Source organism: Burkholderia sp. Bmkn7 (assembly GCF_041103175.1).
Lineage (GTDB): Bacteria > Pseudomonadota > Gammaproteobacteria > Burkholderiales > Burkholderiaceae > Burkholderia > Burkholderia cepacia.
Window position 1 is genome coordinate 2,780,233 of sequence record NZ_JBGCUH010000002.1, and the last position, 26,615, is coordinate 2,806,847.

Genomic DNA, 26,615 nt, shown 5'->3' on the forward strand with positions numbered 1-26,615 from the left:
CGCGCGGCGCACCGCCGCCCTGCATCCGCGTCACTTCAACCCGCCCGCGAACCCGCGCAACAGGTAACGCTGCACATAACCGGCCACGGCCAGCGTGGGCAGCGACGCCATCAGGCCCGCGCTCATCAGGTCGCCCCAGTCGATGCCGTTCTCCGTCACGTAGCCGGCGATCGCGAGCGGCAGCGTGAAGCGGCTCGGCGTCGACACGAACAGCAGCGCGATCAGGAACTCGTTCCAAGCGGCGATGAACACGAAGATCGCGGTCGCGATCAGGCCCGGCGCGCACAGCGGCAGCACGATCTGCACGAGCCGTCGAGCCAGCCCCGCGCCGTCGATGCAGGCCGCTTCCTCGTATTCGATCGGCACGTCGCGCACGAACGCGAGCAGCATCCAGATCGCCATCGGCAGCGCGTAAATCTGATACGCGAGCATCAGGCCGGGCATCGAATCGAGCAGGTGCAGCCGTTTCGCGAGCGCGAACAGCGGCACCGCGATCGTGATCGGCGGCATCAGCTTCAACGCGAGCACGAGCACCAGGAACAGCAGGTCGAGCCGCGCCGGAAACCGCAGCCGCACGAGCGCGTATGCGGCCGGAAACGCGAGCGCCAGCGCGAGCAGCGTCGTGCCGAAGCCGACCAGCAATGAATTGAAGAGCGGCGCGCCGATGCCGTTGGACCATACCGATGCGAAATGCGTGAAGGTCGGCGCGGCCGGCCAGATCCGCAGCGGATGATCGAGACGTTCGAGCGTCGGCATGAAGGCCGCGCCGGCCATCCACAGGCACGGCAGCAGCAACAGCGCGAGCGCGGCGATGCGCAGCGCCCACGGCAGCGCGCGACCGAATGCGGCGCCCGTGCGCGCGCGCGAAATGCCTGCGGATTGCGCCGTCATGCGCGCCGCTTGCGAACCGTCTGCCATACGTACCCCGAGACCAGCAACGCGGACGCCGCGAGCATCAGCACCGACGCGGCGCTCGCCGGCCCGACGTTGAAGAAGCGGAAGCCCGTGTCGTAGATATAGGTCGACAGCGTCTGCGTCGCGTTGCCGGGGCCGCCGCCCGTCAGCGCATAGACCTTGTCGAACAGCTTGAACGTGTCGATCGAGCGCAGCAGCAGCGCGAGGCCGATCTGCGGCGCCGCGAGCGGCAGCGTGATGTCGCGCAGGCATTGCCACTCGCTCGCGCCGTCGGTGCGCGCGGCTTCGTACAGTTCCTGCGGGATCGACTGCAACCCGGCCAGCACGATCAGGAAGGCCATCGGCGTCCACTGCCATACGTCGACGAGCGCGAGCGACCACAACGCGAGATGCGGATCGGACAGCCAGCGCACGCCTTCGACGCCGAACACCGCGAGGAGCGCGTTCAGGAAGCCGTCGAAGTTGAGCCAGTTGCGCCAGATCGCCGAGCACACGAGCGTGGACAGCATCATCGGCAGGATCGCGAGCGGCAGCGCGATGCGCCGCCCCGGAAACACGCGCACGAACAGCAGCGCGAGGCCGAAACCGAGCGCGACTTCCGCGAGCGACGCGACGATCGTGAAGCGCAGCGTGTTGCCGAAACCGGCCGTGAACGCGTCGTCGCCGAGCACCGCGCGATAGTTCGCGAGCCCCGCGAACGCGCGGCGGCCGGCCGAGTAGTCGACGTGGCAGAACGAATCGATCAGCACCTGCGCGACCGGATACAGCGCGAGCGCGGCGAGCACCAGCAGCGCCGGCCCGAGCAGGGCGACGAATGGCAGGCTGCGGCCGAAGGACTTCATGCGCGACCTCCGGCTGCCGAGTTGACGCGCGCCGTCACTTGCCGGCCGCGGCCGTCGCCTGCGCGATCTTCTGCTGCGCCTGGCGCAGCGCGGCGTCGGGCGCGGCCTGCCCCGTCAGCGCGAGCTGCAGCTGGTCGCCGAGAATGCTCTCGACCTGCTGCCAGTCCTTCACGCGCGGCCGCGCACGGCCGGCCTCGAGCGCCTTCAGCTGATCCGGATACCAGCGATACTGGCGCACCAGCGCCGGATCGTTGAACACGCTGCGGCGGGTCGGCGGAATGCCGATGCCGGCGAGGCGCGTCTGCGTGTCGCGGTTGGTCAGGTACGCGAGGAAGTCCTGCGCGAGCTTCGCGTGCGGCGCGTCCTTCGGAATGCCCATCTGCCAGATGCCGAGCATCGGCGCCGGGCCGGCGGTCTGCCCGGGCGGCGGCTGCAGCGCGATCTGCCCGACCACGCGCGACTGCTTCGGATCGTCGAGCGCCGGCACCCACGCCGGCCACACCTCGATCGACTGCGCGGCCGTGCCGCGCTGCAGCGCGTCGCGCACTTCCGCCGCGCCGTAGACGTCGACGTCCTTCGGCGCGGACGCCTTCAGCGCGAGGAAGGTCTTCAGCGCGGCCTGCGCCTCGCGCGAATCGATCGTCACGTTGCCGGCACGGTCGAACACGTCGCCGCCGTAGGCCCACAGGATCGGCAGGAAGCCCGTCACGACCGGGTTGCCCTTCGTGCCGCGGAACACGACACCCGAAACGCTCTTGTCCGCACCGCCGACGGTCTGCGCGATCTTCAGCACGTCGTCCCAGTTGCGCGGCGGCTGCAACTTGTATTTCGCGAGCAGGTCCTTGCGGTACGCGAACATCTCGACGTTGCCGACGATCGGCAGCGCATACAGCGCGCCGGCCGCATTGCGGCCGAGCGCGACCGCGGACGGCACGAGGTCGGCGTCGGCGAGCGATACCGGCAGCGGCTTCAGCCAGCCGTTGCCGATGAATTCGGGCGCCCACGTGTCGTCCATCATCACGAGGTCGTACGCGCCCGTGCCTTCGCGCATCGACAGCTTGAGCTTCTGGTACAGGTTCGCGTTCGGCAGCTTGAGCAGCTCGATCTCGGTGCCCGGGTGCAGCTTGTTGAAGCCGGCGACGGCGTCGGCCAGCCCCTTTCCGTAGATGTCGTCGCGGCCCGCGATGACGAGATCCGCCGCGAAGGCGTGCGAGGCGGCAAGGGACAGCGCAACGGCGGCGGACAGCGCGCGCAGGCGGCTCAGCAAGGTCATGAGGTCTCTCTCGTTCGGCGTGGTGGCGGGACGGCCAGGCGTTGCACACGTGTGCAACGCGGGCGACGCTTCTGGCCGCCTGAAGCGAACGCCATTGTTCACGCCGATCGTTAAGAATTTATGGCACGCGGCGGGAACGGCCGTCGCCGTGCCCGGCTGCCCCGCCCCGCCTGCCGCTCCGTGCCTCCGACCCGGTCAGAAATTCACGCGGATCCCGGCCATCACCGCCAGTTGCCGGCTCGAGTTGCTGTTCGCGAGCACCGGAATCTGCGCGTAGTTCACCGCGTTGCCGCTCGCGTCGGTGCCGAGCCCCGTCCCGCTCGCGATCTGGCCGATCGCGACCGCGTACAGCGCCGTGCGCTTCGACAGGCTGTAGTTCGTGCCGACGTTCACCTGGTGGAACCGCGTGGTGCCGCGCCCGTCGGTATGCGCGGCGTTGAAGATGTAGGCAACGCCGCCCTGCAGCGCGGGCGTGAACAGGTACGTGGCGTTCAGTTCGCCGATGTCGAACGTGAACGCCTGCGTGCGCGGCTGCGCGGCGGTCGAGAAGTAGCGGCTGTCGCCGAGGCGCGTATGCGTGTAGGTGAGCGCGATCGTCGCCGCGCCGAACGTGACCGACCCGCCCGCACCGAACGCGCGCATCGAGCCGGCATCCTGCAGCAGGCAGTACATCGCGCCCGGGTTGCTGCACGCGAAATCGCCGATATAGCCGCTCGCGCCGCCGAGCGCCGCGTCGAGCGGCTGGTGCAGGTCGAGGTAGCCGACCGAGAACGCCACCGGCGCGCGCGTGTACGTCGCGGCCACCGCGTAGCCGCGCTTCGCGGAGAAATCGCCGGCCTGCCCGCCGAAGCTGAACGTGCCGCCGAACGTGAAGCCGTTGAAATCGGCGCTGGTGAACTTCACCGCGTTGTTGAAGTTGAATGCGGCGTTCAGGTTGTCGACGTCGCCGAGGTGCGAGCCGTACGGTGTCGCCCAGTTGTTGCTCGACACATACGCGCCGAGCATGTCCGTGTACGAGTCGTATTGGCGGCCGAGGCCGAGCGTGCCGATCCCGTCCTGGCGCAGCCCGACCCACGCCTGCCGGCTGAACGCGGTGCCGCCCTGCAGCGCCTGCCCGTTCGCGGACAGGAACTGCTGCTCGAGCGTGAACACCGCGTCGAGCCCGCCGCCGAGCGGCTCGGCCCCCTGGAAACCGAAGCGCGACGGCACGAGGTTGCCGCCGCCCATCTGCCACGCATGGCCGCCGCCCGTGCTGCCGTCGGCGCGCGTGAACTGCTGGTTCGTCGAGTAGATGATGCCGGTGTCCACGGTGCCGTACAGCGTCACGCTGCCGGAGGTCTGCGCGTGTGCGTGCATGCACCCGAGCGTGGCCGCGGCCGCGGCCAGTCGTCTTCCGATTCTCATGTCCCGCCCCTCTGTTGTCATCGATACGCAGTGCAGATCGATGGAGTTGTCGATATGGGTGACAGGACTCTATCCAGCGAAAATTCAGGACCTCTATCGCAAATCGGCAAACCGTGGCGCGCGTGGCCCGCGACGTCGCCCGGCGGCGCCGTCGCGGTGCGCGTGCGTCATTCGGGACGCGTCGTCTGGGAAGGCAGCTCGCCGAACAGGTCGCGATACTCGCGTGCGAAATATCCGAGATGCGTGAACCCCCAGCTCGCGGCGGCCTCGCCGACGCCGAGCTGCTGCACGGATGTCGTGCGCAGCATGCGGCGCACCGCGTTCAGCCGGATCGTGCGCAGATAGCCCACCGGCGTGACGTCCGCCACGCGTTGGAAGCTCGTCTGCAGCGTGCGGCGGCTGCACCGCAGCGCGCGGCACAGTTCGAGCACGGTGACGGGTTCCTCGGGGCGGTCGCGCAGATGCTTCTCGCAACGGCTCACGATGTCGCTGTAGGTGGCGTGCGTGATGTCGCGGCGCTCGACGCCGATGCCCTGCTCGAGCGCATCGAGGAACATGCCGAGCATCGCGTCGCGGAACATCTTGCGGGTGGCCGCGTATTCGAGGTGGCCCGGGTTGCGCTGCGCATCGTCGATCAACGACGACAGCCGCACGCCGAGCGCGACGCCCTGCTCGTCGGACAACCGGGTCACGTGGCGCAGCTTGCGCGCGCCGGATGCGCCGAATTCGGCTTCGCACAGCTCGTCGACCATGTCGGACGCCGCGCTGATCCCGACGAGCCCCATCCCTTCCGGAGTATGGAATTCGAAATCCTCGCCGGCGCGCAGCGCGAGCAGCGCATAACCGTCGACGGGCTGGCCCTGGAACGTGCCCGCGAGCGGCACCGACAGCGGCACCGCGAGCGACGTGCGCCCGGCCGGCGCGAGCCCGGTTTGCGCGACGCGCCGGTTGGTCGTCTCGCGGAAGAAGTGGAAATCGTCGTACAGCACCTGCGTGACGGTGCCCTTGAAGCGGCCCGGCGTCATCTGGCGGTAGACCTGATGCCAGCCCGCGATCGCGAGCCCGTGATCGTGCACGTCTTCGTGTGAGCGTGACTGGAACAGCATCGGCATCTCCGGTGAAACCCCTAAACGCGGCCGCCGGGTTCCCCCGGCGCGCAACGCCACAGCTTACCCGTGCAAAATCCTGCGTAGTGCGGTTTCGAACGCAAGACAGGCCGCCGACAGCGCGGCGGCCTGCTCGCCCGTCAGGCGGACGTAGCGGCGGAACGACGGCATCCGGTTCACGACCTCGCTGCCGCCGAACGGCACGATCGCGAGCGTCCAGCGGCCGTCGCGCGCGTCGATCGCGCAGTCGGTCAGGTGCAGCGGCCGCAGCGCGTCGGCCAGCGACGGCTCGGCGACCAGCGCGGCCACCGTGTCGGCGAATCCGGGGTCGCATCCCGGTGCGGCCGCCGCGTCGATGCCCGTGCGGCGCAGCCAGCCGGTCTGCGTCACCCGCGCGCGGCCCTGCACGGCCGGGCCGCGCGCGGTTGCCGCCACCGTCACGCTGACCGTATGCATCAGGAACTGGCGATCGACACGCTCGTCGATGGTCACGCGCGCGCCGTTCGGCAATCGGGCCGTCAGACTGCCGCCCCCGTCGGCATCGCGCGCGGCACCCAGATCGGCGAGCACGCGCGCGGCGATCGCGCCGGGCCGATGGCCGGGCGGCGGCGCATCGGGCGCCGCGCGCCAGCGGGCGAGCGCAGCCTTCACGACGCGACGTGCTCGTTGCGCAGCACTTCTTCAACCGGCACCGGCTTGAACGGATGACGGCGCTGCACGACGAGCGTCCAGAACAGCGCGTACAGCGCGGTGAGCCCGAGCATCGCGCCGAACGGCACGTAGATGTCGCGCGCGTTCATGCCCGGCGGCGTGATGTACCAGATCGCGAGCACGATGCCGACGCTCGACACGATCTGCGGCAGCGGGAACAGCGGCGAACGGTACGGGCGCGGCAGGTCCGGGCGGCGAATCCGCAGCATCACGACCGACGCGGTGACGAGCAGGTACGCGGTGCCCCACGCGCAGGTCGCCGCGAGCACGAGGTGCAGGATGCTGTCGAGATTGCCGTTGATCAGCCACGCGTGGAAGATCGGCACGATCGCCGCCGCGACGATGCCGACCACCGGCGTCTTGAAGCGCGGATGCAGGTACGCGAAACAGCGCGGCAGCGCGCCGTCGATCGCCATCCCGTACAGGATGCGCGGCAGCCCGGCCATCAGCGTGTTGATCGTCGCGGCGCCCGCGCACAGGAACGCGATGCCGAACCAGATGCGGCCGAAGGGCCCGAGCACCTGCAGCGCGAACGCGGGAATCGCGCCCGGCGTGTCGAGCAGGTGCGTGAGGCCGTCGGGGCTCACGGGCACGTTCGCGACCTGGCGGCGGATCGCCGCGCCGTACAGGAACATGCAGATCGCGACGCCGACGAGGCCGAGCGCCATCGCGCGCGGAATCGTCTTGCCCGGCGCCTTCATTTCCGGCACGAGCGGCGTGACGAACTCGCAGCCGACGAACATGAACATCGCCATCCCGACGAGCGACAGCACCGCCGGCACCGACGTGCCGACTTCCGAGCCGCCGAACCAGCCGTCGAGATGCACGGCCGGCGCGGCCGCGAGCCCGAGGATGCCGAAGATCATCAGCGACAGCCACATGCCGGCCGTCAGCACGATCTCGAGCTTGCTGAACACCTTGATGCCGATGATGTTGGTGATCGCGAACGTGACCACGAGACCGACGCCGACGAGCCACGAGCTGTTGTGCTTCTCGAACGCCGCATTCAGCGATTCGAAATTGACGAGCGCCATGATGCCGCTCAGGATCGTTTCCGCCGTGCCGGCGAACACGTGCACGAGGAAATACGCGGAGATCGTGCCGGTGATCGCCCAGAAGCGGCCGAGCCCGCACGACAGGTAATCGTAAACCGAGCCGGCCGTCGGCAGCATCGCGGCGGCTTCCGAGAACGTGGTCGCCTGCGCCTGCATCATCACGAACGCGATGATCATCGCGACCGCGAACGCCCAGCCGCCCATCCCGAAGCCCGAGGTCGCGGTGAGAATCACCGGGCTTGCCATGATGAGGCCGACGGCGCTCGCCAGCGCCGTCGGGAAGCCGACCGCACCCGCCTTCAGCGCCGTGCCGCCGCCTGCCTCGGCCGGCGTGCCGGCGGGCGCGCCGCCCGCGGCGCCGGTAATTCCTGACCATCCCGACATCTTCGTCTCCTTCCTGAACGGGCCCGAACCTGCGCTCCGGCAGCTATCGGGGCCCCATGCTTTGCGGTCGGCCCGGGGCGGCGCTTCAGCGCTTCGAGTCCCGGGCCCCCTGTCGATCACACCTTGATCCGATGTCGAAAAAATACGCAGGCAAAATAATCCGGTCATAGCGCAAATCGGCAAACCGGCGGCGGCCGCACTGCCCGCCGCCGGTGTGCCGTCACGCAATCACGCCGTCACGCGAACGGCACGGCCTCGAAGCCCGCCGCGAGCGCGTCGACGATCCGGTCGAGCTGCTCGCGCTGGATCACGAGCGGCGGCGACAGGATGATCTTCGTGCCGACCGGACGCACCAGCACGCCGTTCTCGCGTGCGACTTCCGCGACCGCGTTCGCGTAGCCGGACAGCGGGTCGATCGGCTCGCGCGTGTCCTTGTTCGCGACGAGGTCGAGCGCGAGCATCAGCCCCTTGCCGCGCACCTCGCCGACTGCCGCGAAGCGTTCCGCGAACGGCTGCAGCGCTTCGAGCAGATACGCGCCCTGCTTCGCCGCATTCGCCGGCAGGTCTTCCTTCACGACGATGTCGAGGCTCGCGATCGCGGCCGCGCACGCGACCGGGTGGCCCGCATACGTGTAGCCGTGCATGATCGCGCCGCCGAAATCGGCGTTCGCGGCGAACGCATCCTCGATCCGCGCGTTCACGACCGTCGCGCCGAGCGGCACGTAGCCCGACGAGATCCCCTTCGCGAGACACATGATGTCCGGGCGCACGCCCCAGCCGCGGCTGCCGAACATGCTGCCGCTGCGGCCGAAGCCCGTCACGACTTCATCGGCGATCAGCAGGACGCCGTAACGGTCGCACACCTCGCGCACGAGCGGCCAGTAATTGGCCGGCGGCACGATCACGCCGCCCGCGCCCTGGATCGGCTCCGCGATGAATGCGGCCACCGTGTCCGGGCTCTGGAACTGGATCTCGCGCTCCAGCATTTCCGCGCAGATCCGGCCGAGTTCTTCGGGGTCCTGCGTGAACGGGTTGCGGTACAGCCACGGCGTCTCGACGTGGAAGCAGCCCGGCAGGTTCGGCTCGTAGTTGCGGCGGAACACCGTGTTGCCGTTCACCGACGCGCCGCCGAAGTGCGTGCCGTGATAACCCTGCTTCAGCGAGATGAACTTCGTGCGGTCGGCCTGACCGCGCACCTTCCAGTACTGGCGTGCGATCTTCAGCGCGGTCTCGATCGAATCGGAGCCGCCCGAGCTGTACAGCACGCGGCGCATCCCTTCCGGTTCGAGCAGGTCGATCACCTTCTTCGACAGCTCTTCCGCGCGCGGATGCGAGATCCCGTCGAACAGCTGGAAGTATTCGAGCTCGTCGAGCTGGCGCACGATCGCGTCCTTCACTTCCTGGCGGTTGTGGCCGACGTTCACGTTCCACAGGCCCGCGACGCCGTCGACGAGCTTGCGTCCCTCTTCGTCGAACACGTAACAGCCGTCGCCGCGCACGATGCGGATCGGCTTGCGCTGCTTCATCTCGTTCGGGTGCAGCATCGGGTGCCAGAATTTTGCTTCGTTGTAGCTCATTGCAGTCTCCACTGTCGGATCGGTTGAACCTGGTTCGTCCGGGTTCAGGGTTCGAGGTTGATGCCGCGCGTCAGTGCGCGATGCAGACGGATTTGGTTTCGGTGAAGCCTTCGATCGCGTACTGGCCGAACTCCCGGCCGATGCCCGATTGCTTGTAGCCGCCGAACGGCATCGACGGATCGAGCGGGATATGGCAGTTCACCCACACGGTGCCGGCCTCGATCTGCGGCACGAGGTTCATCACGCGCTTCAGGTCGTTGCTCCAGATGCTCGCGGCGAGGCCGTACGGCGATGCGTTCGCGAGACGCACCGCGTCGGCCGCGTCGTCGAACGGCACGACGACGATCACCGGGCCGAACACTTCGTCGCGCACGATCGCGCTGTCGGGATGCGGATCGGCGATCACGGCCGGCTTCACGTAGTAGCCGGGCAGGTCGTCGGCCGGCGTGCCGCCCGCGAGGAACGTCAGGCCCGCGCGGCGCGCGCCCTCGATGTGCTGGACGACCTTGTCGCGATGGTGCGCGGAGACCAGCGGGTTGATCTGCGCGGTCGTGTCGAGGCCCGCGCCGAGCTTCATCGACTGCGCAACGCCTGCGAGGCCGTCGGCAAGCTGCGCGAACTTGCTGCGGTGCACATAGATGCGCGACGCGGCCGCGCAAACCTGCCCCTGGTTGAAGAACGCGCCGGCGGCGACGCCGTCGAGCGCCTGCGCGACGTCGATGTCGTCGAGCATCACGATCGGGTTCTTGCCGCCGAGCTCGAGCGAGAAGCGCGTCATGTTCTGCACGGCCGCCGCGCCGACCAACTTGCCGGTCGCGGTCGAGCCCGTGAACGAGATCTTCGCGATCGACGGGTGGCTCGCGAGCGCGGCGCCGCAGACGCGGCCGCCGGTGACGACGTTGAACACGCCGGGCGGCACGCCGGCCTCGCGTGCGAGCTCGGCCAGGCGCAGCGCGGTGAGCGGCGTTTCCGGCGACGGCTTCAGCACGATCGTGCAGCCGGCCGCGAGCGCGGGGATCAGCTTCCACACCGCGATCATCAGCGGGAAATTCCACGGCACGATCGCGGCGACCACGCCGACCGGCTCCTTGCGCGTATAGGCCGTATAACGCGCGCCGGGCGGGAACGGGATCGACACGTCGAGCGTCTGGCCGGTGATCTTGGTCGCCCAGCCGGCCATGTAGCGTACGTATTCGACGCTCGCGCCGACCTCGATCGCGCGCGACACCTGAATCGACTTGCCCTGGTTCAGCGTTTCGAGCTGCGCGAGCGTTTCGGCGTCGGCCTCGATCAGGTCGGCGAGTTTCAGCAGGATGCGTTCGCGGTCGGCCGGGCGCAGGCCGCTCCACACGCGGGTGTCGAACGCGTGCTTCGCGCTGGCGACCGCGCGGTCGACGTCGCGTTCGTCGGCGTCCGCGACCGTCGCGAGCCGCTCGCCCGTCGCGGGGTCGTACACGTCGAGTCGCGCGGCCGCGTGGGCGGGCTGCATTTCGCCGTCGATGAAGAGGCCGAAATCGCGCGCAACGAAAGTGCGCACGGTGTCGCTGACGGCGACGAAGTTCGTGGTGCTCATGGGCGTCTCGAGGATTGTCGTGGCTGGACCGCGTGCGTGTAAGGCACGCGGGCGTCGGATCACTGTATCGACGAGGGTTCGCGCAAGGTGAGCGCAAATTGGCAGCGCGTGGGGAGAAGGCGGCGGGGTCGAACCGCGCGGGGGGTCAGGCGGGGCGAGGCGAAAAGCCGGTACGGGAACGAACTGGACGGCTAGTTTCTGAAACCGTGCGCCATCGACGCCAGGAAATCGTATGCCTGGTAATCCAGCCAGTAAATGCCGAGTGCAAGCGGGATCAGGAAATACAGCGAGTCGTAAGTCCCGCTTCGCGCGGTTCTGATGATGAAAATCGGTAGCGCAATGCTCAAGGCAATGACCACCAGCGAAGCGGCAATGATTGCGACATCCATGTTCCCGGCCCGTTGATTGTTATCGAAACGACGAGCGTGCATGGTACTGCACGACCTCGACGGCCGACGTGCGGAACGGACTCCGGAACAACGTGGGATCAGCCGCTGACTTCCATGCAACCCGCGGCACCAACCAGTTCGTTTTCCTTCGCGCTGCCAGATGTGAACAGACAAAAGCTCGCGCCCAGGTCGCTTTCGAATTCCATCAGGAAATCCGGCCGGCCGTCGCGGTCGACATCGCCGGCCCAGATCAGGGACGCATTGAACGGCGGACTGCTGCCGCCGAAGTCATGCAGAACCGAGCGCTTGCCGCCACTTTCGACGATCACCGTACCGGATACCGTGTGGCGCAGTTCGTACCGACGGCCGTGAAAACCGACGCGCAGCGGGTCGGCGCCGGGCTCGATCGCCGTTCCATCCTTCGGGAACGCCAGGTTCGCCGCATCGACCTTGCCCGGCCTGAGCGACTTGCACCGAAACAGCGCCACGGCTTTCTTCAGGTCGGACTTGATGTCGACGATATCCCCTTCCGGCTGCTCCGGTTCGAACCGGACGCGTGCCGGCGCGAGCCTCCAGCGGTTCCCGTCGGGTACCAGCCCCAGCCACCCGGCGCCTGAATGGTCGCCGGCCTCGCCGACATCGTCCGGTGCGATCCGGGTCGGTTGCAGCACGAGGCACGGGTCGGGCTCGCCCTCTTGCGCGAAGGCTGAGGCGGAAGCACCCAGTGAGACGAGCAGCACGGCCAGCAGCGCTTTGGTGTGGGAATTCATGAATCGGCGATCGCGAAGGTTCGAAGTCCGGGCCGCAATTATCCGATGAATTTATCCGATGAATTACAGGAACAGCGCCCCCACCAGTTCGGTGCGGTTCGACACGCCGAGCTTGCGGTACATGCGCATCAGGTGCGTCTTGACGGTCGGCTGGCCGAGCGCGAGATCGCGCGCGATCTCCTTGTTCGAGCAGCCGTCGCGCACGAGGCGCGCGATCTGCTCCTCGCGGTAGGTCAGCCGCTCCTCGCAGCCGATCCGGTGGATCCCGCTTCGCGCACGCAGCAGCGGGCTCAGCGCGGCTTCGGCAACGGGCTGCAGCCGCGCGAGCGCATCGATCTCGCCGGGTGCGAACCGCCCGGCCGTGGCGGCATCGGCCACGCCGCCGCGCGTTTCGCCCGCCCCGAAGCGCAGCAGCGAGAACGCGCCGACCGTCCGGCCCGCGTCGCGCAGCCAGATCTCGACGACGTCGGCCACGTCGTGCCGTCGCAGGAAACGGGTCCAGTACGCGGACGCGTCGCGTCTTTCGTCAGGCAATTGGGACGCGAGCGTGACGACCGCGCGTTCGCCCGCAGCGCAACGCGACGGATGCAGCGGATCGAGCATCCGGTAGCGCGCGACATAGGTGCGATGCATCGATTCCGGCATCCCGAACAGCTCGAAATCGGCCGGTTCGCCGCTCTGGTCGAGCCGGTAGAACACGATCGCGGACGGGCTCGCGAACGCGTCGAACGCATCCACGCACGCGCGCAGCGCGCGTGGCCAGTCGTCGGAGGCCGGATTGGCGGGAACGGTCGGGAGCGGCATGGTGGAATCGGCTGGCGGCGCGAACGTCTCGAAAATCGAAGTTCGGGCCAGCCTATCGGCGCCGAAAAGCGCCGGTGAGCACAAATCGGCAAATCGTCGCGGTTTGGCGGCGGGGGGCTGGTGTCGCTGGTGTCGCTGGTATCGCCGATGTGGCTGATGCGACCGATGCAGCCCGCGCAACCGGGACGATAAAGGCGCGCGACGACGCGCGCGCCGCGTGTCAGCGCGCGTTCGACGCGAACGTGTCGCAGGCGCTCAGCTCGCCCGATTCCATCCCGCGCCGCAGCCAGTACACGCGCTGGTCGCTGGTGCCGTGCGTGAAGCTCTCCGGCACCACGTAACCCTGCCCTTGCTGCTGCAGCCGGTCGTCGCCGATCGCGGCGGCCGCCTTCAGCCCCTGCTCGAAATCGCCGGGTTCCATCAGCCGCTGGTTCGCGCGCTGTGCGTTGTTCGCCCATACGCCGGCAAAGCAGTCGGCCTGCAGCTCCATCCGTACCGACAGCGCGTTCGAGTGCGCCTGGCTCGCCCGCCGGCGTGCGGCGTCGACCTTGTCGGAGATGCCGAGCAGGTTCTGCACGTGATGGCCGACTTCGTGCGCGACCACGTAAGCCTGCGCGAAATCGCCGCCCGCGCCGAAACGCTGGCGCAGCTCGTCGTAGAAACCGAGATCGATATACACCTTGCGGTCGGCCGGGCAATAAAACGGCCCCATCGCCGTCTGGCCCGTGCCGCATGCGGTCGGGGTCGAGTTCGTGAACATCACGAGCGTCGGCGGCTGGTATTGCGCATGCAGCTGGGTATTGAACACACCCGTCCACGTGCGCTCGATGTTGCCGAGCACCTTGCGCGTGAACACCGCGCCCGGATCGTTCGCCGGCACGCCCTGCCGCTGCGTGGGCGCGGGCTGCGCCTGCTGCTGGCGGCCCTGCAGCGCCGATGCGCCTTCGAGCACCACGCGCGGGTCGATCCCGAAGAAATACGACGCGGCGAACGCGATCACGATCGTGCCGATGCCGATCGTCGCGCCCCGCCCGCCGCCGAACCCGCCGGCACCACGGCGATCCTCGACGTTCGTGCTTTCCCTTTCGTCGTCCAGCCTCATAACCGGCCCTCCCTGTTCCTGTCGATGGCCCGCGCGCAGGCGCGCAACCGGGCGATATGTTGTGTTGTCGCGGCACGATCGTTCGGCAGAGGCCACGCCTGCATGCCGGGATCGCCAGCCCGCCGCTCCGCTCGCACGACGGAATCGGCCGGCCGACGCACCGCGCGTCGATACGCGGCTCGCCCGCGCTATTCTGCCGGGCTTTCGTGACTTATCGCAAAAATGGGGAGGATAGTGCGATTCGGCGCCGGACATCGTCAGCCTTTGCAAAATGGCCAGCGCCCGCCCCGGATGCCGCCCGCGTTCATCCTTTCGGCTGATACCGGCGTTCGCGGGCCCCGCCTAAAGTGACCGGAAACCACCCCTTTCCGGAGCACGACATGACACACCCGCCCCCCCGCACGATCGCGATCACAGGCGCCGGCACCGGCATCGGCGCCGCGTGCGCGCGCCGCTTCGCACGCGGCGGCGACCGCGTCGTGCTGATCGGGCGGCGCCAGGCGCCGCTCGACGCGCTGGCCGCCGAAACAGGCGGCCTCGCGCTTGCCGGCGATGCCGCGAGCGCCACCGACTGGGCCCGCTTCCTGCCGCGCATCGCCGAACGCGTCGGCCGTGTCGACGCGCTCGTCGCATGCGCGGGCGGCCACGGGCTCGGCCGCGCGGACGAAACCGACGACGCGCAGTGGCGCGACGCGATGCACGCGAACCTCGACACCGCGTTCGTGAGCGCGCGCGCGTGCCTGCCCGACCTGATCGCGCAGCGTGGCAGCATCGTGCTGGTCGCGTCGATCGCCGCGCTCGCGGCCGGGCCCGGCGTGTGCGGCTACACGGTCGGCAAGCATGCGCTGCTCGGGCTCGCGCGGTCGCTCGCGCGCGACTACGGGCCGCACGGCGTGCGGGCGAACGCGGTATGCCCCGGCTGGGTCCGCACGCCGATGGCCGATGCGGAGATGGAACCGCTGATGTCGGCGCACGGCGACACGCTCGACGGCGCGTATACACGCGTCAGCGCCGACGTGCCGCTGCGCCGCGCGGCCGACCCGGACGAGATCGCGGCCGTGTGCGCGTTCCTCGCATCGCCGGACGCGTCGTTCGTGACCGGTGCGACGCTCGTCGCGGACGGCGGCGCGATGGTCGTCGACGTGCCGACGCTCGCGTTCGGCACGCTATGATGCGCGCGGGCACGCCGCCCGCGTAACCGTTCGTTGCACCAGGCGCGTCGTGCGTGCCCGCCGGCACGCCGCCGCCCGTCCGCTCCCCACGACGCGCACCGCGCCGCCCGCGCGTTTCCCTGCACCGAAAATCCGCTACCATCGACCGATCCCGCCGCCCCGCCCGGCACCGCCTCACGTTTCGGACTTCGATGAACATCCGGTTTCTTGAAACCTTCGTCTGGCTCGCGAAGCTGGAAAATTTCCGGCTCACGGCCGAAAAGCTGCACACGACGCAGGCCGCCGTGTCGAGCCGCATCGCGTCGCTGGAGGAAGCGTTCGACGTGCGCCTGTTCGACCGCAACACGCGCTCGGCCACGCTCACGCCCGCCGGGCGCCGCATGCTCGCGTATGCGGAGCGGATCGTGCGGCTCGACGGCGAAATGCGGCGCGACATCGACGCGGCGAGCGACGCGGGCCTGATCCGGATCGGCGTGATCGAATCGATCGTGCACAGCTGGTTTCCCGCGCTGATGGCGCAACTGCGCGAGCGCTATCCGCGCCTCGACGTCGAGATCACGAGCGACACGACACTGCACCTGATCCGCCTGCTCAGCACCGACGGCGTCGACCTGATCCTGCAGACCGACCCGGTGCCTGGCCCCGACTTCACGAACCTGCCGCTGTGCGAATTCCCGGTGCGCTGGGCGGCCAGCCCGCGCCTCGGGCTCGGCGGCCAGCCGCTCGACGTCGCGCGCCTGGCCGAATTCCCGATCATCAGCTTCTCGCGCCACTCGGGGCCGCACGCGACGATCGAACGGCTGTTCGCGGCCGTCGAGCGGCCGGCCAGCATCAACTGCATCACGTCGGTCGCCGCGATGATCCGCCTCGTCGCCGACGGCTTCGGCGTGGCCGCGCTGCCGCCCGCGATCATCGGGCGCGAGCTGCACGAAGGTGCGCTGGAACTGCTCGACGTCGAACCCGAATTCCCCGCGCTGCCGCTCGTCGCGACGTACCGCAGCCAGGGCCTGCCGGTGGCCGCGCGCATCGCGGAACTGGCCAGCGAAGTCGCACGCGCGATGCCGGCCGCCGCAAGCCACGCCAAGCCGGCGAAGGTGACACCGACACCGACCACTGCCGATCGCACGGACAGCACACCCGCCCGCCCCGCGACGAAGGCAACAGCCAAAACACCGGCGAAAGCGAAACGCACGACGCCATCCGCATCGCCCGCCACGTCCCCCGCCAAACGTCGCCCGCGCCGCTCATAAGAAAACCTGTTCACCGCGAATTTGTTTTCTTGTTGGACGGGCACGGCCCGTCTTCGGGACACTGCGGTTCCTGACACGCCCCCCGTCACGAGGAACCCGCGATGACCCGCTTTTCCCTTCCGCACGGCCAGCTTTGCGTCTGGACGGATATCGACCCCGCGCACGAAGCCGATTTCAACGCATGGTACGACCGCGAGCACATGCAGGAACGTGTCGCGATTCCGGGCTTCACGCATGCACGGCGCTTTCGCGCGACCGATCGCGGCCCGCGCAAGTACCTCGCGCTGTACGTGACGGACGCACTCGACGTGTTCCACGGCGATGCGTACCGGCGCGCGTTCACGCAGCAGACCGCATGGTCGCTCGCGAACTTCGAGCGCATGACGGGCACGCAGCGGCGCGTCGGCGAACTGACGATCGAGGCCGGCGACGGTGAAGGCGCGCATCTCGCGCTGTTCGTACTGCCGCCGGATCGCATCGACGTGCCGCAGCTGCGCGAACGCTTCGACGACGTGCTGCACGAACCGGGCATCCACGCCGCACGGCTTTTTCGCACCGCGCCCGACCTGTCCGCACCGATCGGCGCCGATGCGGCCGCCCGCCCGGCCGCCGACGCGCTCGTGCTGATCGAAGGCAGCGATGCGGCCGCGACGCGACGCGTGGCCGCCACGCTCGCCGGCCACGACGACGTGCGCACCTTCGCGCTGCTGTGGCGCGCCGCCGCGCCGCTGCATGCGGCACGCGGCGCCGTCGACACCGAGCCAGCCGCCGCCGCGCTGCCGGCCTGATCGCCTGCGCCGGCCGCCTACGCCGGCCGCCCACGCCGGTCGCCCCGCATGCGCGCGGCACGCCCGCGCATCGGCCCGGCGCTCCATCCCATTCCCCGTCACGACATGCCCGACACCATGAGCACTCTCGCCCAGCCCGCCGCCCACGCGCCCCGCCGCGTCCGCAACAGCCGACTCGCGACCGCGAGCATGATCGGCACGTCACTCGAGTGGTACGACTTCACGATCTACAACACGCTCGCCGCGCTCGTCTTCAATCACCTGTTCTTCCCTTCGGTCGATCCGCTCGCCGGCACGATCCTCGCGTTCTCGACCTATGCGGTTGGCTACGTGTCGCGCCCGCTCGGCGGTTTCGTGTTCGGCAATCTCGGCGACCGCATCGGCCGCCGCGCGGTGCTGATGCTCACGCTCGTGCTGATGGGCGTGACGACCGCGCTGATGGGGGCGCTGCCGACTTATGCGCAGGCCGGCATCCTGAGCCCGATCCTGCTCGTCGCGCTGCGCTTCGTGCAGGGCGTCGCGCTCGGCGGCGAATGGGCCGGCGCGGTGCTGCTGTCGGTCGAGCACGGCGACCAGAAGCGGCGCGGGCTGTCCGCATCGTGGACGCAGATCGGCCCGTCGTTCGGCACGCTGCTCGGCACCGGCTGCATCGCGCTCGTGACGCTGTCGACCACGTCCGGGGACTTCCTGTCGTGGGGCTGGCGCGTGCCGTTCGCGGCCAGCGCGCTGCTCGTCGTGTTCGGTTTCTGGCTGCGGCGCGGTGTCGACGAAACGCCGCAGTTCGAACAGCTCGCCGAATCGCACGCGACCGCCGAGGTGCCGGTCGCGGACGTGCTGAAGTACCACTGGAAGCGCCTGCTGATCGCGGGCGGTTCGCGAATCGGTTCGGACGTGCTGTATGCGCTGATCGTCGTGTTCACGCTGACCTACGTGACGACCGTGCTGCACCTGTCGCGCCCCGTCGCCCTGACGGCCGTGATGATCGGCACGGCCTGCAATGCGCTCGCGGTGCCGTTCTTTGGCGCGCTGTCGGATCGCTTCGGCCGCCGGCCCGTCTATCTCGCCGGCGCGCTCGCCGGGATCGTGTGGGCGTTCGTGTTCTTCGCGATGCTCGATTCGGCGCGCCCGGGCGCGATCGTCGCGGCCGTCGCGATCGGTCTCGTGATCCACGCGGTGATGTACGGCCCGCAGGGCGCGTTCGTGACCGAGCAGTTCCCGACCCGCGTGCGCTATGCGGGCTCGTCGCTCGCGTACACGCTCGCCGGCATCGTCGGCGGGGGTTTCGCGCCGCTCGTGATCGCCACGCTGTTCCGGCAGACCGGCACGACGACGGCCGTGTCGCTGTACGTCGCCGCCGCGCTCGTCGTCACGTCGATCGCGCTCGTCGTCGCGCGCGAAACCGCGCACCGGCCGCTCGCGGATTGAGCACCGCCGCGAGTCGCTCCCTTCCTTCGGACTTCAAACGGAAACCCGCATGCAAACCCTGTCGTTCAACGTGATTTCCAGTCACCCCGCACCGGCCACCGTCGACGTCGAGATCGAGCGCGTCGTGATCGCCGGCTGGGCCGGCCGCGATCCGGCGGCGATCCGCGCGCATATCGACGAACTCGCGGCGCTCGGCGTTGCGCCGCCGTCGACCACGCCCTGCTTCTATCGCGTGTCGGCCGCGCTGCTCACGCAGGCGCCGTCGATCGGCGTGCTCGGCGCGCGCTCGGGTGGCGAGATCGAATGCGTGCTGGTCGACAGCCCGGCCGGCACGCTCGTGACCGTCGGCTCCGACCATACGGATCGCGAGGTCGAGGCCTACGGCGTCGCGGTGTCGAAACAGGTGTGCGCGAAGCCGCTCGGTCGCGACGCGTGGCTTTACGCGGACGTCGCGGATCACTGGGACGCAATCGAGATGCGTGCGTGGCTGATCCCGCGCGATGGCGAACGCACGGCCTACCAGCACGGCGCGGTCAGCGGCCTGCTCGCGCCCGACGTGCTGTGGCATCGCTTCGACGATCGCCGCACGATGCCCGCGCGCTGCGCGATGTATGGCGGCACGGTCGCCGTGCATGGCGCGATCGCGGCGATGGGCGACGGCGATGCGTTCGAGATGGAACTGCACGATCCGGTGCTCGGGCGCAGCCTTCGGCACCGCTATGCGGTGGAGGTGCTGCCGGTCGTCGCGTGACGGGCCACGAGGCATCGCGGGACACACGGGCACGACGGCGCTCCGTCGCCGCGCCCGCCCCGGCTAGTACGGCTGAAAACAGTGATAGTCCGGGAAGTTGACCTGCGAGTTGTCGCAATACAGCACACCCACCAGGTTGGTGCACCCGCTCAACGCGAACATGATTGCCCCCGCAACCGACACTTTCCACCCGACATGCAGCATTGCGCCCCCGGTTTCGCTTTCTCGACGTTGCCGCCATGATGCTCACCGGACGCGCCCGGGTATGTGGAGAATTGTTGTCCCGCGGGTTCGTCGGTTCACCAGGACGCTTTCCCGTGCTCATACCCATGCCCGGGCAAAACCGCGGCCCGGGAAAGCGGACGACGTATCGCCGGCCCCGGCGCAAGCCGCGGCGGCGGCCGGCGTGCGCGCCGCCCCCGCCGCCCGTCATGCCTTGAACGTGACCCACGGCTTCAACCGGACCGCGCTGCGAATGAGGCCGGCCTGTTCCTGCGCGTCGATCACGGGCCCGATCGGCTTGTAGGCTTCCGGCGCTTCCTCGATGCGGCGCTCGTCGCGCAGCGTCACACAGCGCCACGTGCCCGGCGCCTGCTCCGCGCGCATCCGCCGCACCGCCTGCCGGCGCACGCTGCGGCCGGCGCCGTGGCTGCACGACCACAGCCAGTCGGGATGACCGAGCCCCGTCGCGAGAAACGACGCATCGCCCATCGATCCGGGAATCAGCGCGAGATCGCCGTCGCGGGCGGGGGTCGCCCCCTTGCGATGGACATTCATCCCGTTTTCGCGCAGCACGACGTTGTGCGGCACGTCGACCACGAGTGCCGAACGGGTCTCGCCGGTGAGCTCCGCCAGTTCCTTGCGAACCATCTCGGCAAGCACGACACGGTTGAGCCACGCATAACGCGCGGCGGTGTCCATCGCGACGAGATAGTCGCGCGCCAGCTCGCCGGAAAGGCCGTACAGGCCGCTTTCCGGATGCCTGACGCCCGCCGGCCATGCCGCGCGCGCCCGGTCCATCCAGCGTCGCCCGACGTAGAAGCCGACATCGCGCGAACCGCTGTGGATCATCACGACGACGTCGTCCTTCGCGAGTCCCGCCCGGTAGGCCGCATGCCGATCGAGCACGGCGTCGACCACCTGCAGTTCGACGAAATGATTGCCCGAGCCCGGGGTGCCGAGGCAAGGGTCGCGGAATACCTCGCGCGATCCGACATGCGCGTCGGGCGCGTATTTCGCGCTGCCGTCGAACCGGTCGAGGCCGATGCACGACGACAGTTCGTCGATGAGCCGGTCGCGGTCGACGTGCGCCCAGAGCCCCTGCGGCGCGACACGATCGACGAATGCCGCCGGGCCCGCGTCGAACAGCGCGCGGAAGGCATCGCTGCCGACCGGCACGTCGCGCCGGTCCGCGAGAATCGCGCGCGTCAGCCGCTCGACGAGCGCCGTCTCGAACGGCGCGAGCGCCGAACGCTTGAGGCCCGTGGTGACGAGACGCATCCCGCAGTTGATATCGGTGCCGATCGCGGCGGGAATCACGAACGCGTCGTCGGTCGCGACGATCGAGCCGACGGGCGCGACCCCGCCCGGATGAAAGTCCGGCGTCGCGCAGGCCTTGCATACGCGCTGATGGCCATCCGGCGAACGGACGGCCGCGAACGCGAGCAACTGCTGGACGGCCTTCTCCTCGAGCGGGAGCGAAGCGGGCAACAGGACGGACGCCTGCGCCAGTTCATTGCGCAGGTGATAGATGCCGGCGTGATGGTCGACACGGATGCCTTGCCGTTGCAAGGCTTTTTTTAAACGAGGAAAGGTAGACATCGCTGCTGAAAATGAAAAAGGTACGACGCGACCTCCGGCATTCCGGCGGTCGTGGGTACCTTCCTGCAGCAGCGTCGAGGAAGGGAGCGCGGATCATAGCAGAACGCGATTGCGTTCGCGCGCCCCCGTTGCTCACTTGAGACACCCGAGCCCCGCCAGCGTCGCCTCGATCGCGGTATCGAGCGGCGTGACCGGCTCGCGGCCGAGCACCGCGGTCACCCGCGTGTTGTCCAGCCGGATCGGCTCGCGCCACAGGTAGCGCATCTCGAGCAATTCGCGCAGCGTCGTGACGAACGGCGCCGCGACCCACACGAACCACCACGGGAACTTGCGCATCGTCGGACGCAGCCCGTGCCGCTGCGCGACGCGGCGCACGGCCTCCGCCATCTGCGTGCCGTCCGCGTCCCAGTGCCCGCCGAGGTGAAAACGCGCGAACGGTTCGAGCGTGTCGCGCCGCTCGATCAGCTCGACCATCGTGCGCGCGGCGTCCGGCACATACGACCACTGATGCCCGACGCCGTCCCGCCCCGGCACGCTGATGGCCGCAACCGGCTGCCCGGCCTTGACGAGCCCCGCCGCAAACCAGCTGTTGCCGGTGAGCCTCGGCCCGAAGAAATCGCCTGCGCGCACGATGATCGTGCGAACGCCATGCGCGGCCGCATCCTGCAGCCGGCGCTCCAGTTCGACGCGGATCGCGCCCTTGCGCGTCGACGGATGCTGCGGCGCATCTTCGTGCAGCACCGGAAACGCATCGGCGCCGTAGTTGTACACCGTGCCCGGCAGCACGACGGTGGCCTGCTCCGCCTGCGCCGCCGCGATCGTGTTGTCGATCATCGGCAGCACCTGCCCGGCCCAGTTCCGGTAGCCGGGCGGATTCACCGCGTGCACGATCACGCTGCACCCGCGCGCGGCCCGGACGACCGCGTCGCGGTCCATCGCGTCGCCGCGCATCCATGCGATGCCGTCGCGCTCCACGGTGTCGGCGTCGAGCCCGCGCTTCAGCGCGCGCACCTGCCAGCCCGCATCGCGCAGCTGCCGCGCGACTTCCCCGCCAATCCCGCCGCTTGCGCCGAGCACGAGTGCCAGCCGTTGCGTCCCGCCTGCGTGGTTCGTCATTGCCGCTCTCCTCGAATGAACCGTCATGACACGCATTCTGGCGCGCCGGAGGCTATCAAGGAATTGCCGAACACAATGGATCGGCTATACATTTATGCATGACCACCGATCTGAACTGGGAACGCTACCGCACCTTCCTTGCCGTGCTGACGGAAGGCTCGCTGTCCGGCGCGGCACGGGCGCTCGGCATCACGCAGCCGACGGCCGGCCGCCACGTCGCGGCACTCGAGGCCGCGTTCGGCCAGACGCTGTTCACGCGCTCGCCGTCCGGCCTGCTGCCGACCGAGGCGGCGCTCGCGCTGCGCGGCCATGCGGAGGCGCTGCGCAGCGCGGCCGCCGCGTTCGAGCGGGCGGCCGCGAGCCACGGCGCCGGCGTGCGCGGCATCGTGCGGATCTCGGCCAGCGACGTGATCGCCGTCGAAGTGCTCCCGCCGGTTCTCGCGCAATTGCGGCGCAACCATCCGGGGCTCGTCATCGAGCTGGTGCCGACCGACCGCATCCAGGACGTGCTCAAGCGCGAGGCCGACATCGCGGTCCGGATGGCGCCGCCCGCGCAGGAGGCGCTCGTGGCGCGGCGCATCGGCGAAATCGATGTCGCGCTGTATGCGCGCGACGACTACCTGGCGCGCAACGGGGCGCCCGCGACGATCGACGAACTCGCGCATCACGCGCTGATCGGCTTCGACACGGTCACGCCGTTCATCCGCTCGGCGGGCCGCGCCATGCCGATGTGGAAGCGTGACGCATTCTCGCTGCGCACCGACAGCAACCTGGCGCAGCTCGCGATGATCCGCGCCGGCTACGGAATCGGCTTCTGCCAGACCGGGCTCGCGAAACGGGACGCGCGGCTCGTGCGCGTGCTGCCGGACGGGCCCGCGATGCAGCTGGAAACGTGGGTCGTGATGCACGAGGACCTGCGCACGAACCCGCGCTGCCGTGCGGTGTTCGATGCGCTGGCCGACGGGCTGCGTGCGTATGTGAACGGCGAATCGGCCGAATAGGCGGTTGGGCGGTTGGGCGGTTGGGCGGTTGGGCGGTTGGGCGGGTGGGCGGTTGGGCGGGTGGGCGGTTGGGCGGGTGGGCGGGTGGGCCGTTCAGCCGTTCAGCCGTTCAGCCATTGAGCCGTTGAGCCGTTGGGCGATTCGCAGCGGCGAAGGTAAAGCAAACGAATCGCCCGAGCGGCGCTATTCGTAGCTTTTCCCGGCGAACAGGATGTCCGCCATGCGCCGCCACGGATTGTCGGGCAGGTCGTAGTAGCGCAGCCCTTCCTCCGATGCCTCGGCCCAGTCGACCATCGCGTCCAGGTACTCGCCGATCGAGTGGTTTTCCCAGCCGAGCGCGGCGCGCGCATACGGCGACGGCGGCAGGTCGGCCTCGAGCTGCCGCTCCTTGTTCCAGTCGTGGCCGAGCACGCGCAGGAAGTGGATCAGCGAGCGTTCGTCGACCACGCGCTCCAGCGCATCCTGCAGCTTCGCGGCCATCTGGCGTTGCAGTTCGTCGTTCATTTTTTTCTCCTGGCGCGCCTCTCAGGTACGCGCCGCCGCGCATCGCGCGGCCCGGTTCCACGGTTCCTCGGTTCTACATCAGCAATTGCCGCGACAGCACCTCGCGCGCCTGCGTGACGGTTTCGCGTTCGCCCGGCATCGGCGGCGTCAGCGAAAACACCGCATCGGGCAGCGGCGGCAGACGGTATTTCGCGCCGAGCCGCATCATGCCCTCGCCGATCGCCGACGCGCACAGGCAGCCCACACCGAGCCCCGCCGCCAGCATCGACTGCAGCCCCGCGACCCCCGACGCGCTGTGCACGAGCCGGTACGGCATATGCCGCTCGTCGAGCGCGCGCACCGCGACCTGATGCATCATGCAGTCGTCCGGCAGCAGCACGAGCGGCAACGGCTCGGGCAGTTGCTCGGCGAGCGCGGGCGACGCGACCCACGACAGCGGCTCACGCCGCAGCACCCAGCGCGTATCGGCCGACGCCGGCCGGAACGGCCCGCTCGACAGGTTCATCACCACGCCGAGATCGACCTGCCCCCGCGCATGCGCCGCCTCGATGTCCGCGCTCTTCATCGCGCTGACGTGCAGGCTCAGTTGCGGGTAGCACTCCCGCAGCCGGGCCAGCAGGCCCGCGACTTCGTTGGTCCGGTAGTAATCGGTGATCGCGACGCGCAGTTCGCCCTTGATCGCCTGCCCGCGCACTTCGTCGAACGCGGCCTCGTTCAGCGCGACGATGCGCCGCGCGTGCTGCAGCAGCCGCGAGCCGGCCGGGGTCGGCTCGACGCCCCGCTTGCTGCGCACGAACAGCGGCACGCCGGCGCGCGATTCGAGCTTGCGCACCTGCTCGCTGACCGTCGACTGCGACAGGTGCAGCAGCGGCGCGGCGGCCGTCAGGCTGCCGGCATCCGCGACCGCCGCGAAAGTACGCAACTGATCCAGGTCGAAACCGCGCATCGCCCTTCTCCATCCATCGAATAACCCGATGGATGCTACCACCAATTCCCGCTTTTCCGATTCATTGCCACCACCCAGAATGGGGGTCAATCGCCCGCCCCCGGCCGAACCGGCGCTCACGACGCCGCGTCCGGCCTGGATACGGCCCTCGTTTCTTCGGACTGGTTTCCATGACCCACGACACCCTTGCCCCCTGCGGCCCGGCCGGCACGACCGCCGCGGCGACACCGCGCAGCCACCACGGCTGGGCGCTGGTGGTCCTGCTGGTTGGCGCGATTTTGCCGCCGCTCGACTACTTCATTGTGAATCTGGCGCTACCGGCCATCCGCGACGGCATCGGCGCGCGCCCGGCCGAGCTGCAGCTCGTCGTGTCGGCATACGCGTGCGCGAACGCCGTCGTGCAGATCACCGGCGGCCGGCTCGGCGACCTGTACGGCCGCAAGCGCATGTTCATGATCGGGATGGCCGGCTTCGTCGTCGCGTCGACGCTGTGCGGGCTCGCCGGCAGCGGCGCGGTGCTGGTCGGCGGCCGCGTGCTGCAGGGCCTGTTCGCCGCGATCCTCGCGCCGCAGGTGCTCGCGACGATCCGCAGCGTGTTCAGCCCGCAGGAGCAGGTGCGCGTGATGGGCTTCTACGGTTTCGTGTTCGGCCTCGCGGCCGTGATCGGCCAGCTCGGCGGCGGTGCGCTGATCAGCCTGCATCCGTTCGGGCTCGGCTGGCGCGCGATCTTCCTCGTCAATCTGCCGATCGGCATCCTGGCGCTGGTCGGCAGCTGGCGCTTCATCCCGGAAAGCCGGCCGCCGCGCGGCCAGCGCATCGACGTGCCCGGCATGGCACTGCTGTCGCTGTTCCTGCTGATGCTCGTCTACCCGCTCACGCACGGGCGCGAGGCCGGCTGGCCGCTGTGGATGGTCGCGTGCCTCGTCGGCGCGCTGCCGATGCTCGGCGCGCTGCTGGCGGTCGAGGCGCGCCGTCTCGCGGGCGGCCACGATCCGCTGCTCGACGTGTGCCTGTTCCGGAACCCGGTCGTCGCACTCGGGCTCGTGCTGGCGTTCCTGTTCTATACGCTGAGCGCGTTCTTCCTGAGCTACGGGATCTATCTGCAGGGCTGCCTGAACTGGTCGCCGCTCGCATCGGGGCTCGCGATCCTGCCGCTCGGGCTCGGCTTCCTGTCGAGCCCGCTGCTGATGCCGCGACTCGTCGGCCGGTTCGGCGGCTATCGCGTGCTTACGCTCGGTTTCGCGATGCTCGCGGCCGGCGTCGCGACGGCCGCCGCGCTTGCCGGTGCGGCCGCGCCGGGCCCCGGCTTCTACGTGGGGATCGCGGCGATCGGTGTCGGCCAGGGCCTCGTGCTGCCGTCGGTCGTGCGGATCGTGCTTGCGGAAGTCGATACCGCGCGCGCGGGCGTGGCGTCCGGCATGGTCACCGCGATGCTGCAGATCGGCGCGGCCGTCGGCGCGGCGACGCTCGGCGGCGTGTTCTTCGCCCGGCTCGGCACGCATCCGGCCGCGCTCGATTATGTGCAGGGCTTCAGAACGTCGATGTTCGCGCTGACGGCCGTGCTGCTCGCGTGCATCGCGCTGTCGGCCATGCTCGGGCCGCTGCATCGGCGGCTGCATGCGGGCGCGTGACGCGGAACCGGTGCGCACTGCCGGCGCGGCTCGAGACGCGCGGCAAATGCGCACCGCTTGCCGGCATCGGGCGTGTCGTCATGGCTTGCGCTGCGCGTGCCGCGCTTCCCACTCCGCCAGTTCGACGCGATAGCGCGCCAGTGCTTCGTCGTACAGGTCGAAAACGCACGGCGAACAACCGCTGTTGCAGCAGTCTTCCAGTTCGGGCTGTACGGGCGGGGTCGGACGCGGATCGTCGATGGACGGATCGGTGGGGGCAGGCGTGGGCACGGCGAAAATCGAATGGCGGAAAAGATCCAGTATAA

General features: G+C 69.4%; 25 protein-coding genes. 7 read left to right on the forward strand and 18 right to left on the reverse strand.

The features are described from left to right. Window positions 1-30: 30 nt before the first annotated feature. The 13 genes from AB3K92_RS18385 to AB3K92_RS18445 all read right to left on the reverse strand — a co-directional run bounded on the left by AB3K92_RS18385 (window position 31) and on the right by AB3K92_RS18445 (window position 13,905). A complete protein-coding gene (locus AB3K92_RS18385; RefSeq protein ID WP_369465582.1) occupies window positions 31-891 on the reverse strand; it encodes a carbohydrate ABC transporter permease in 861 nt (286 codons plus the stop codon). Then, window positions 888-1,757, reverse strand: a complete 870-nt coding sequence (locus AB3K92_RS18390) for a carbohydrate ABC transporter permease (protein ID WP_369465583.1) — start codon at window positions 1,755-1,757, stop codon at window positions 888-890. Before AB3K92_RS18390 ends, AB3K92_RS18385 begins: the two co-directional genes overlap by 4 nt. Window positions 1,758-1,791: 34 nt before the next feature. Further along, window positions 1,792-3,030, reverse strand: coding sequence for an ABC transporter substrate-binding protein (locus AB3K92_RS18395; protein WP_369465584.1), 1,239 nt, complete (start codon window positions 3,028-3,030; stop codon window positions 1,792-1,794). A 195-nt stretch (window positions 3,031-3,225) separates the two neighbouring features. After that, a complete protein-coding gene (locus AB3K92_RS18400) occupies window positions 3,226-4,434 on the reverse strand; it encodes a porin (protein ID WP_059649630.1) in 1,209 nt (402 codons plus the stop codon). A gap of 167 nt (window positions 4,435-4,601) precedes the next feature. After that, window positions 4,602-5,540, reverse strand: coding sequence for a helix-turn-helix domain-containing protein (locus AB3K92_RS18405; protein WP_021163645.1), 939 nt, complete (start codon window positions 5,538-5,540; stop codon window positions 4,602-4,604). Between the two features lie 63 nt (window positions 5,541-5,603). After that, window positions 5,604-6,191: a DUF3156 family protein gene (locus AB3K92_RS18410; RefSeq protein ID WP_369465585.1), complete on the reverse strand. Its 588-nt coding sequence runs from the start codon at window positions 6,189-6,191 to the stop codon at window positions 5,604-5,606. Further along, complete coding sequence (locus AB3K92_RS18415; protein ID WP_369465586.1) at window positions 6,188-7,690, reverse strand: APC family permease; 1,503 nt, start codon at window positions 7,688-7,690, stop codon at window positions 6,188-6,190. Before AB3K92_RS18415 ends, AB3K92_RS18410 begins: the two co-directional genes overlap by 4 nt. A gap of 236 nt (window positions 7,691-7,926) precedes the next feature. Beyond that, a complete protein-coding gene (locus AB3K92_RS18420; protein ID WP_021163648.1) occupies window positions 7,927-9,267 on the reverse strand; it encodes an aspartate aminotransferase family protein in 1,341 nt (446 codons plus the stop codon). A 70-nt stretch (window positions 9,268-9,337) separates the two neighbouring features. Further along, complete coding sequence (locus AB3K92_RS18425) at window positions 9,338-10,840, reverse strand: aldehyde dehydrogenase family protein (protein WP_369465587.1); 1,503 nt, start codon at window positions 10,838-10,840, stop codon at window positions 9,338-9,340. 191 nt (window positions 10,841-11,031) lie between these two features. After that, the gene (locus AB3K92_RS18430) at window positions 11,032-11,229 is read right to left on the reverse strand and encodes a hypothetical protein (protein WP_059494785.1); all 198 of its coding nucleotides are present in this window, start codon (window positions 11,227-11,229) and stop codon (window positions 11,032-11,034) included. A 98-nt stretch (window positions 11,230-11,327) separates the two neighbouring features. Beyond that, window positions 11,328-11,999: a hypothetical protein gene (locus AB3K92_RS18435; protein WP_059494783.1), complete on the reverse strand. Its 672-nt coding sequence runs from the start codon at window positions 11,997-11,999 to the stop codon at window positions 11,328-11,330. Window positions 12,000-12,062: 63 nt separating this feature from the next. Then, entirely contained in the window at window positions 12,063-12,803 is a 741-nt protein-coding gene (locus AB3K92_RS18440) for a LuxR C-terminal-related transcriptional regulator (RefSeq protein ID WP_059494781.1), read from the reverse strand. Between the two features lie 220 nt (window positions 12,804-13,023). After that, window positions 13,024-13,905, reverse strand: a complete 882-nt coding sequence (locus tag AB3K92_RS18445) for a neutral zinc metallopeptidase (protein ID WP_021163653.1) — start codon at window positions 13,903-13,905, stop codon at window positions 13,024-13,026. 380 nt (window positions 13,906-14,285) lie between these two features. Between AB3K92_RS18445 and AB3K92_RS18450 the strand changes: the two genes are divergently transcribed. The 5 genes from AB3K92_RS18450 (at window position 14,286) to AB3K92_RS18470 (ending at window position 19,291) form a co-directional block, all read left to right on the forward strand. Further along, complete coding sequence (locus AB3K92_RS18450) at window positions 14,286-15,077, forward strand: SDR family NAD(P)-dependent oxidoreductase (protein WP_059619257.1); 792 nt, start codon at window positions 14,286-14,288, stop codon at window positions 15,075-15,077. A gap of 191 nt (window positions 15,078-15,268) precedes the next feature. Next, window positions 15,269-16,327: a LysR family transcriptional regulator gene (locus AB3K92_RS18455; RefSeq protein ID WP_059812871.1), complete on the forward strand. Its 1,059-nt coding sequence runs from the start codon at window positions 15,269-15,271 to the stop codon at window positions 16,325-16,327. A 101-nt stretch (window positions 16,328-16,428) separates the two neighbouring features. After that, complete coding sequence (locus AB3K92_RS18460) at window positions 16,429-17,115, forward strand: DUF4286 family protein (RefSeq protein WP_060218991.1); 687 nt, start codon at window positions 16,429-16,431, stop codon at window positions 17,113-17,115. A 105-nt stretch (window positions 17,116-17,220) separates the two neighbouring features. Then, window positions 17,221-18,540 carry an MFS transporter gene (locus tag AB3K92_RS18465; protein ID WP_059649648.1) on the forward strand — a complete coding sequence of 440 codons (1,320 nt, stop codon included), beginning with the start codon at window positions 17,221-17,223 and terminating at the stop codon, window positions 18,538-18,540. 49 nt (window positions 18,541-18,589) lie between these two features. Beyond that, on the forward strand, window positions 18,590-19,291 hold the full coding sequence (locus AB3K92_RS18470) for a DUF2848 domain-containing protein (protein WP_059494773.1): 702 nt from the start codon (window positions 18,590-18,592) through the stop codon (window positions 19,289-19,291). Between the two features lie 429 nt (window positions 19,292-19,720). Here AB3K92_RS18470 and AB3K92_RS18475 read toward each other — a convergent pair whose 3' ends face one another. After that, complete coding sequence (locus AB3K92_RS18475; protein ID WP_369465589.1) at window positions 19,721-21,082, reverse strand: RtcB family protein; 1,362 nt, start codon at window positions 21,080-21,082, stop codon at window positions 19,721-19,723. 162 nt (window positions 21,083-21,244) lie between these two features. Then, window positions 21,245-22,228, reverse strand: a complete 984-nt coding sequence (locus AB3K92_RS18480) for an NAD-dependent epimerase/dehydratase family protein (RefSeq protein WP_060280463.1) — start codon at window positions 22,226-22,228, stop codon at window positions 21,245-21,247. A 98-nt stretch (window positions 22,229-22,326) separates the two neighbouring features. Here AB3K92_RS18480 and AB3K92_RS18485 point away from each other — a divergent pair, with 98 nt between their 5' ends. After that, window positions 22,327-23,229, forward strand: coding sequence for a LysR family transcriptional regulator (locus tag AB3K92_RS18485; RefSeq protein ID WP_369465590.1), 903 nt, complete (start codon window positions 22,327-22,329; stop codon window positions 23,227-23,229). A gap of 183 nt (window positions 23,230-23,412) precedes the next feature. Here the strand turns inward: AB3K92_RS18485 and AB3K92_RS18490 are convergent, their stop codons facing one another. Together AB3K92_RS18490 and AB3K92_RS18495 are read right to left on the reverse strand one after the other, a co-directional pair. Further along, window positions 23,413-23,733: a hypothetical protein gene (locus tag AB3K92_RS18490; protein WP_048026777.1), complete on the reverse strand. Its 321-nt coding sequence runs from the start codon at window positions 23,731-23,733 to the stop codon at window positions 23,413-23,415. Window positions 23,734-23,806: 73 nt separating this feature from the next. Next, on the reverse strand, window positions 23,807-24,679 hold the full coding sequence (locus AB3K92_RS18495) for a LysR family transcriptional regulator (protein WP_059485416.1): 873 nt from the start codon (window positions 24,677-24,679) through the stop codon (window positions 23,807-23,809). Window positions 24,680-24,849: 170 nt separating this feature from the next. On the opposite strand from AB3K92_RS18495, the gene AB3K92_RS18500 reads away from it, so the two are divergent. Further along, on the forward strand, window positions 24,850-26,310 hold the full coding sequence (locus AB3K92_RS18500) for an MFS transporter (RefSeq protein ID WP_369465591.1): 1,461 nt from the start codon (window positions 24,850-24,852) through the stop codon (window positions 26,308-26,310). A gap of 78 nt (window positions 26,311-26,388) precedes the next feature. Here the strand turns inward: AB3K92_RS18500 and AB3K92_RS18505 are convergent, their stop codons facing one another. Then, on the reverse strand, window positions 26,389-26,580 hold the full coding sequence (locus tag AB3K92_RS18505) for an oxidoreductase-like domain-containing protein (RefSeq protein ID WP_021158182.1): 192 nt from the start codon (window positions 26,578-26,580) through the stop codon (window positions 26,389-26,391). Window positions 26,581-26,615: the final 35 nt, after the last annotated feature.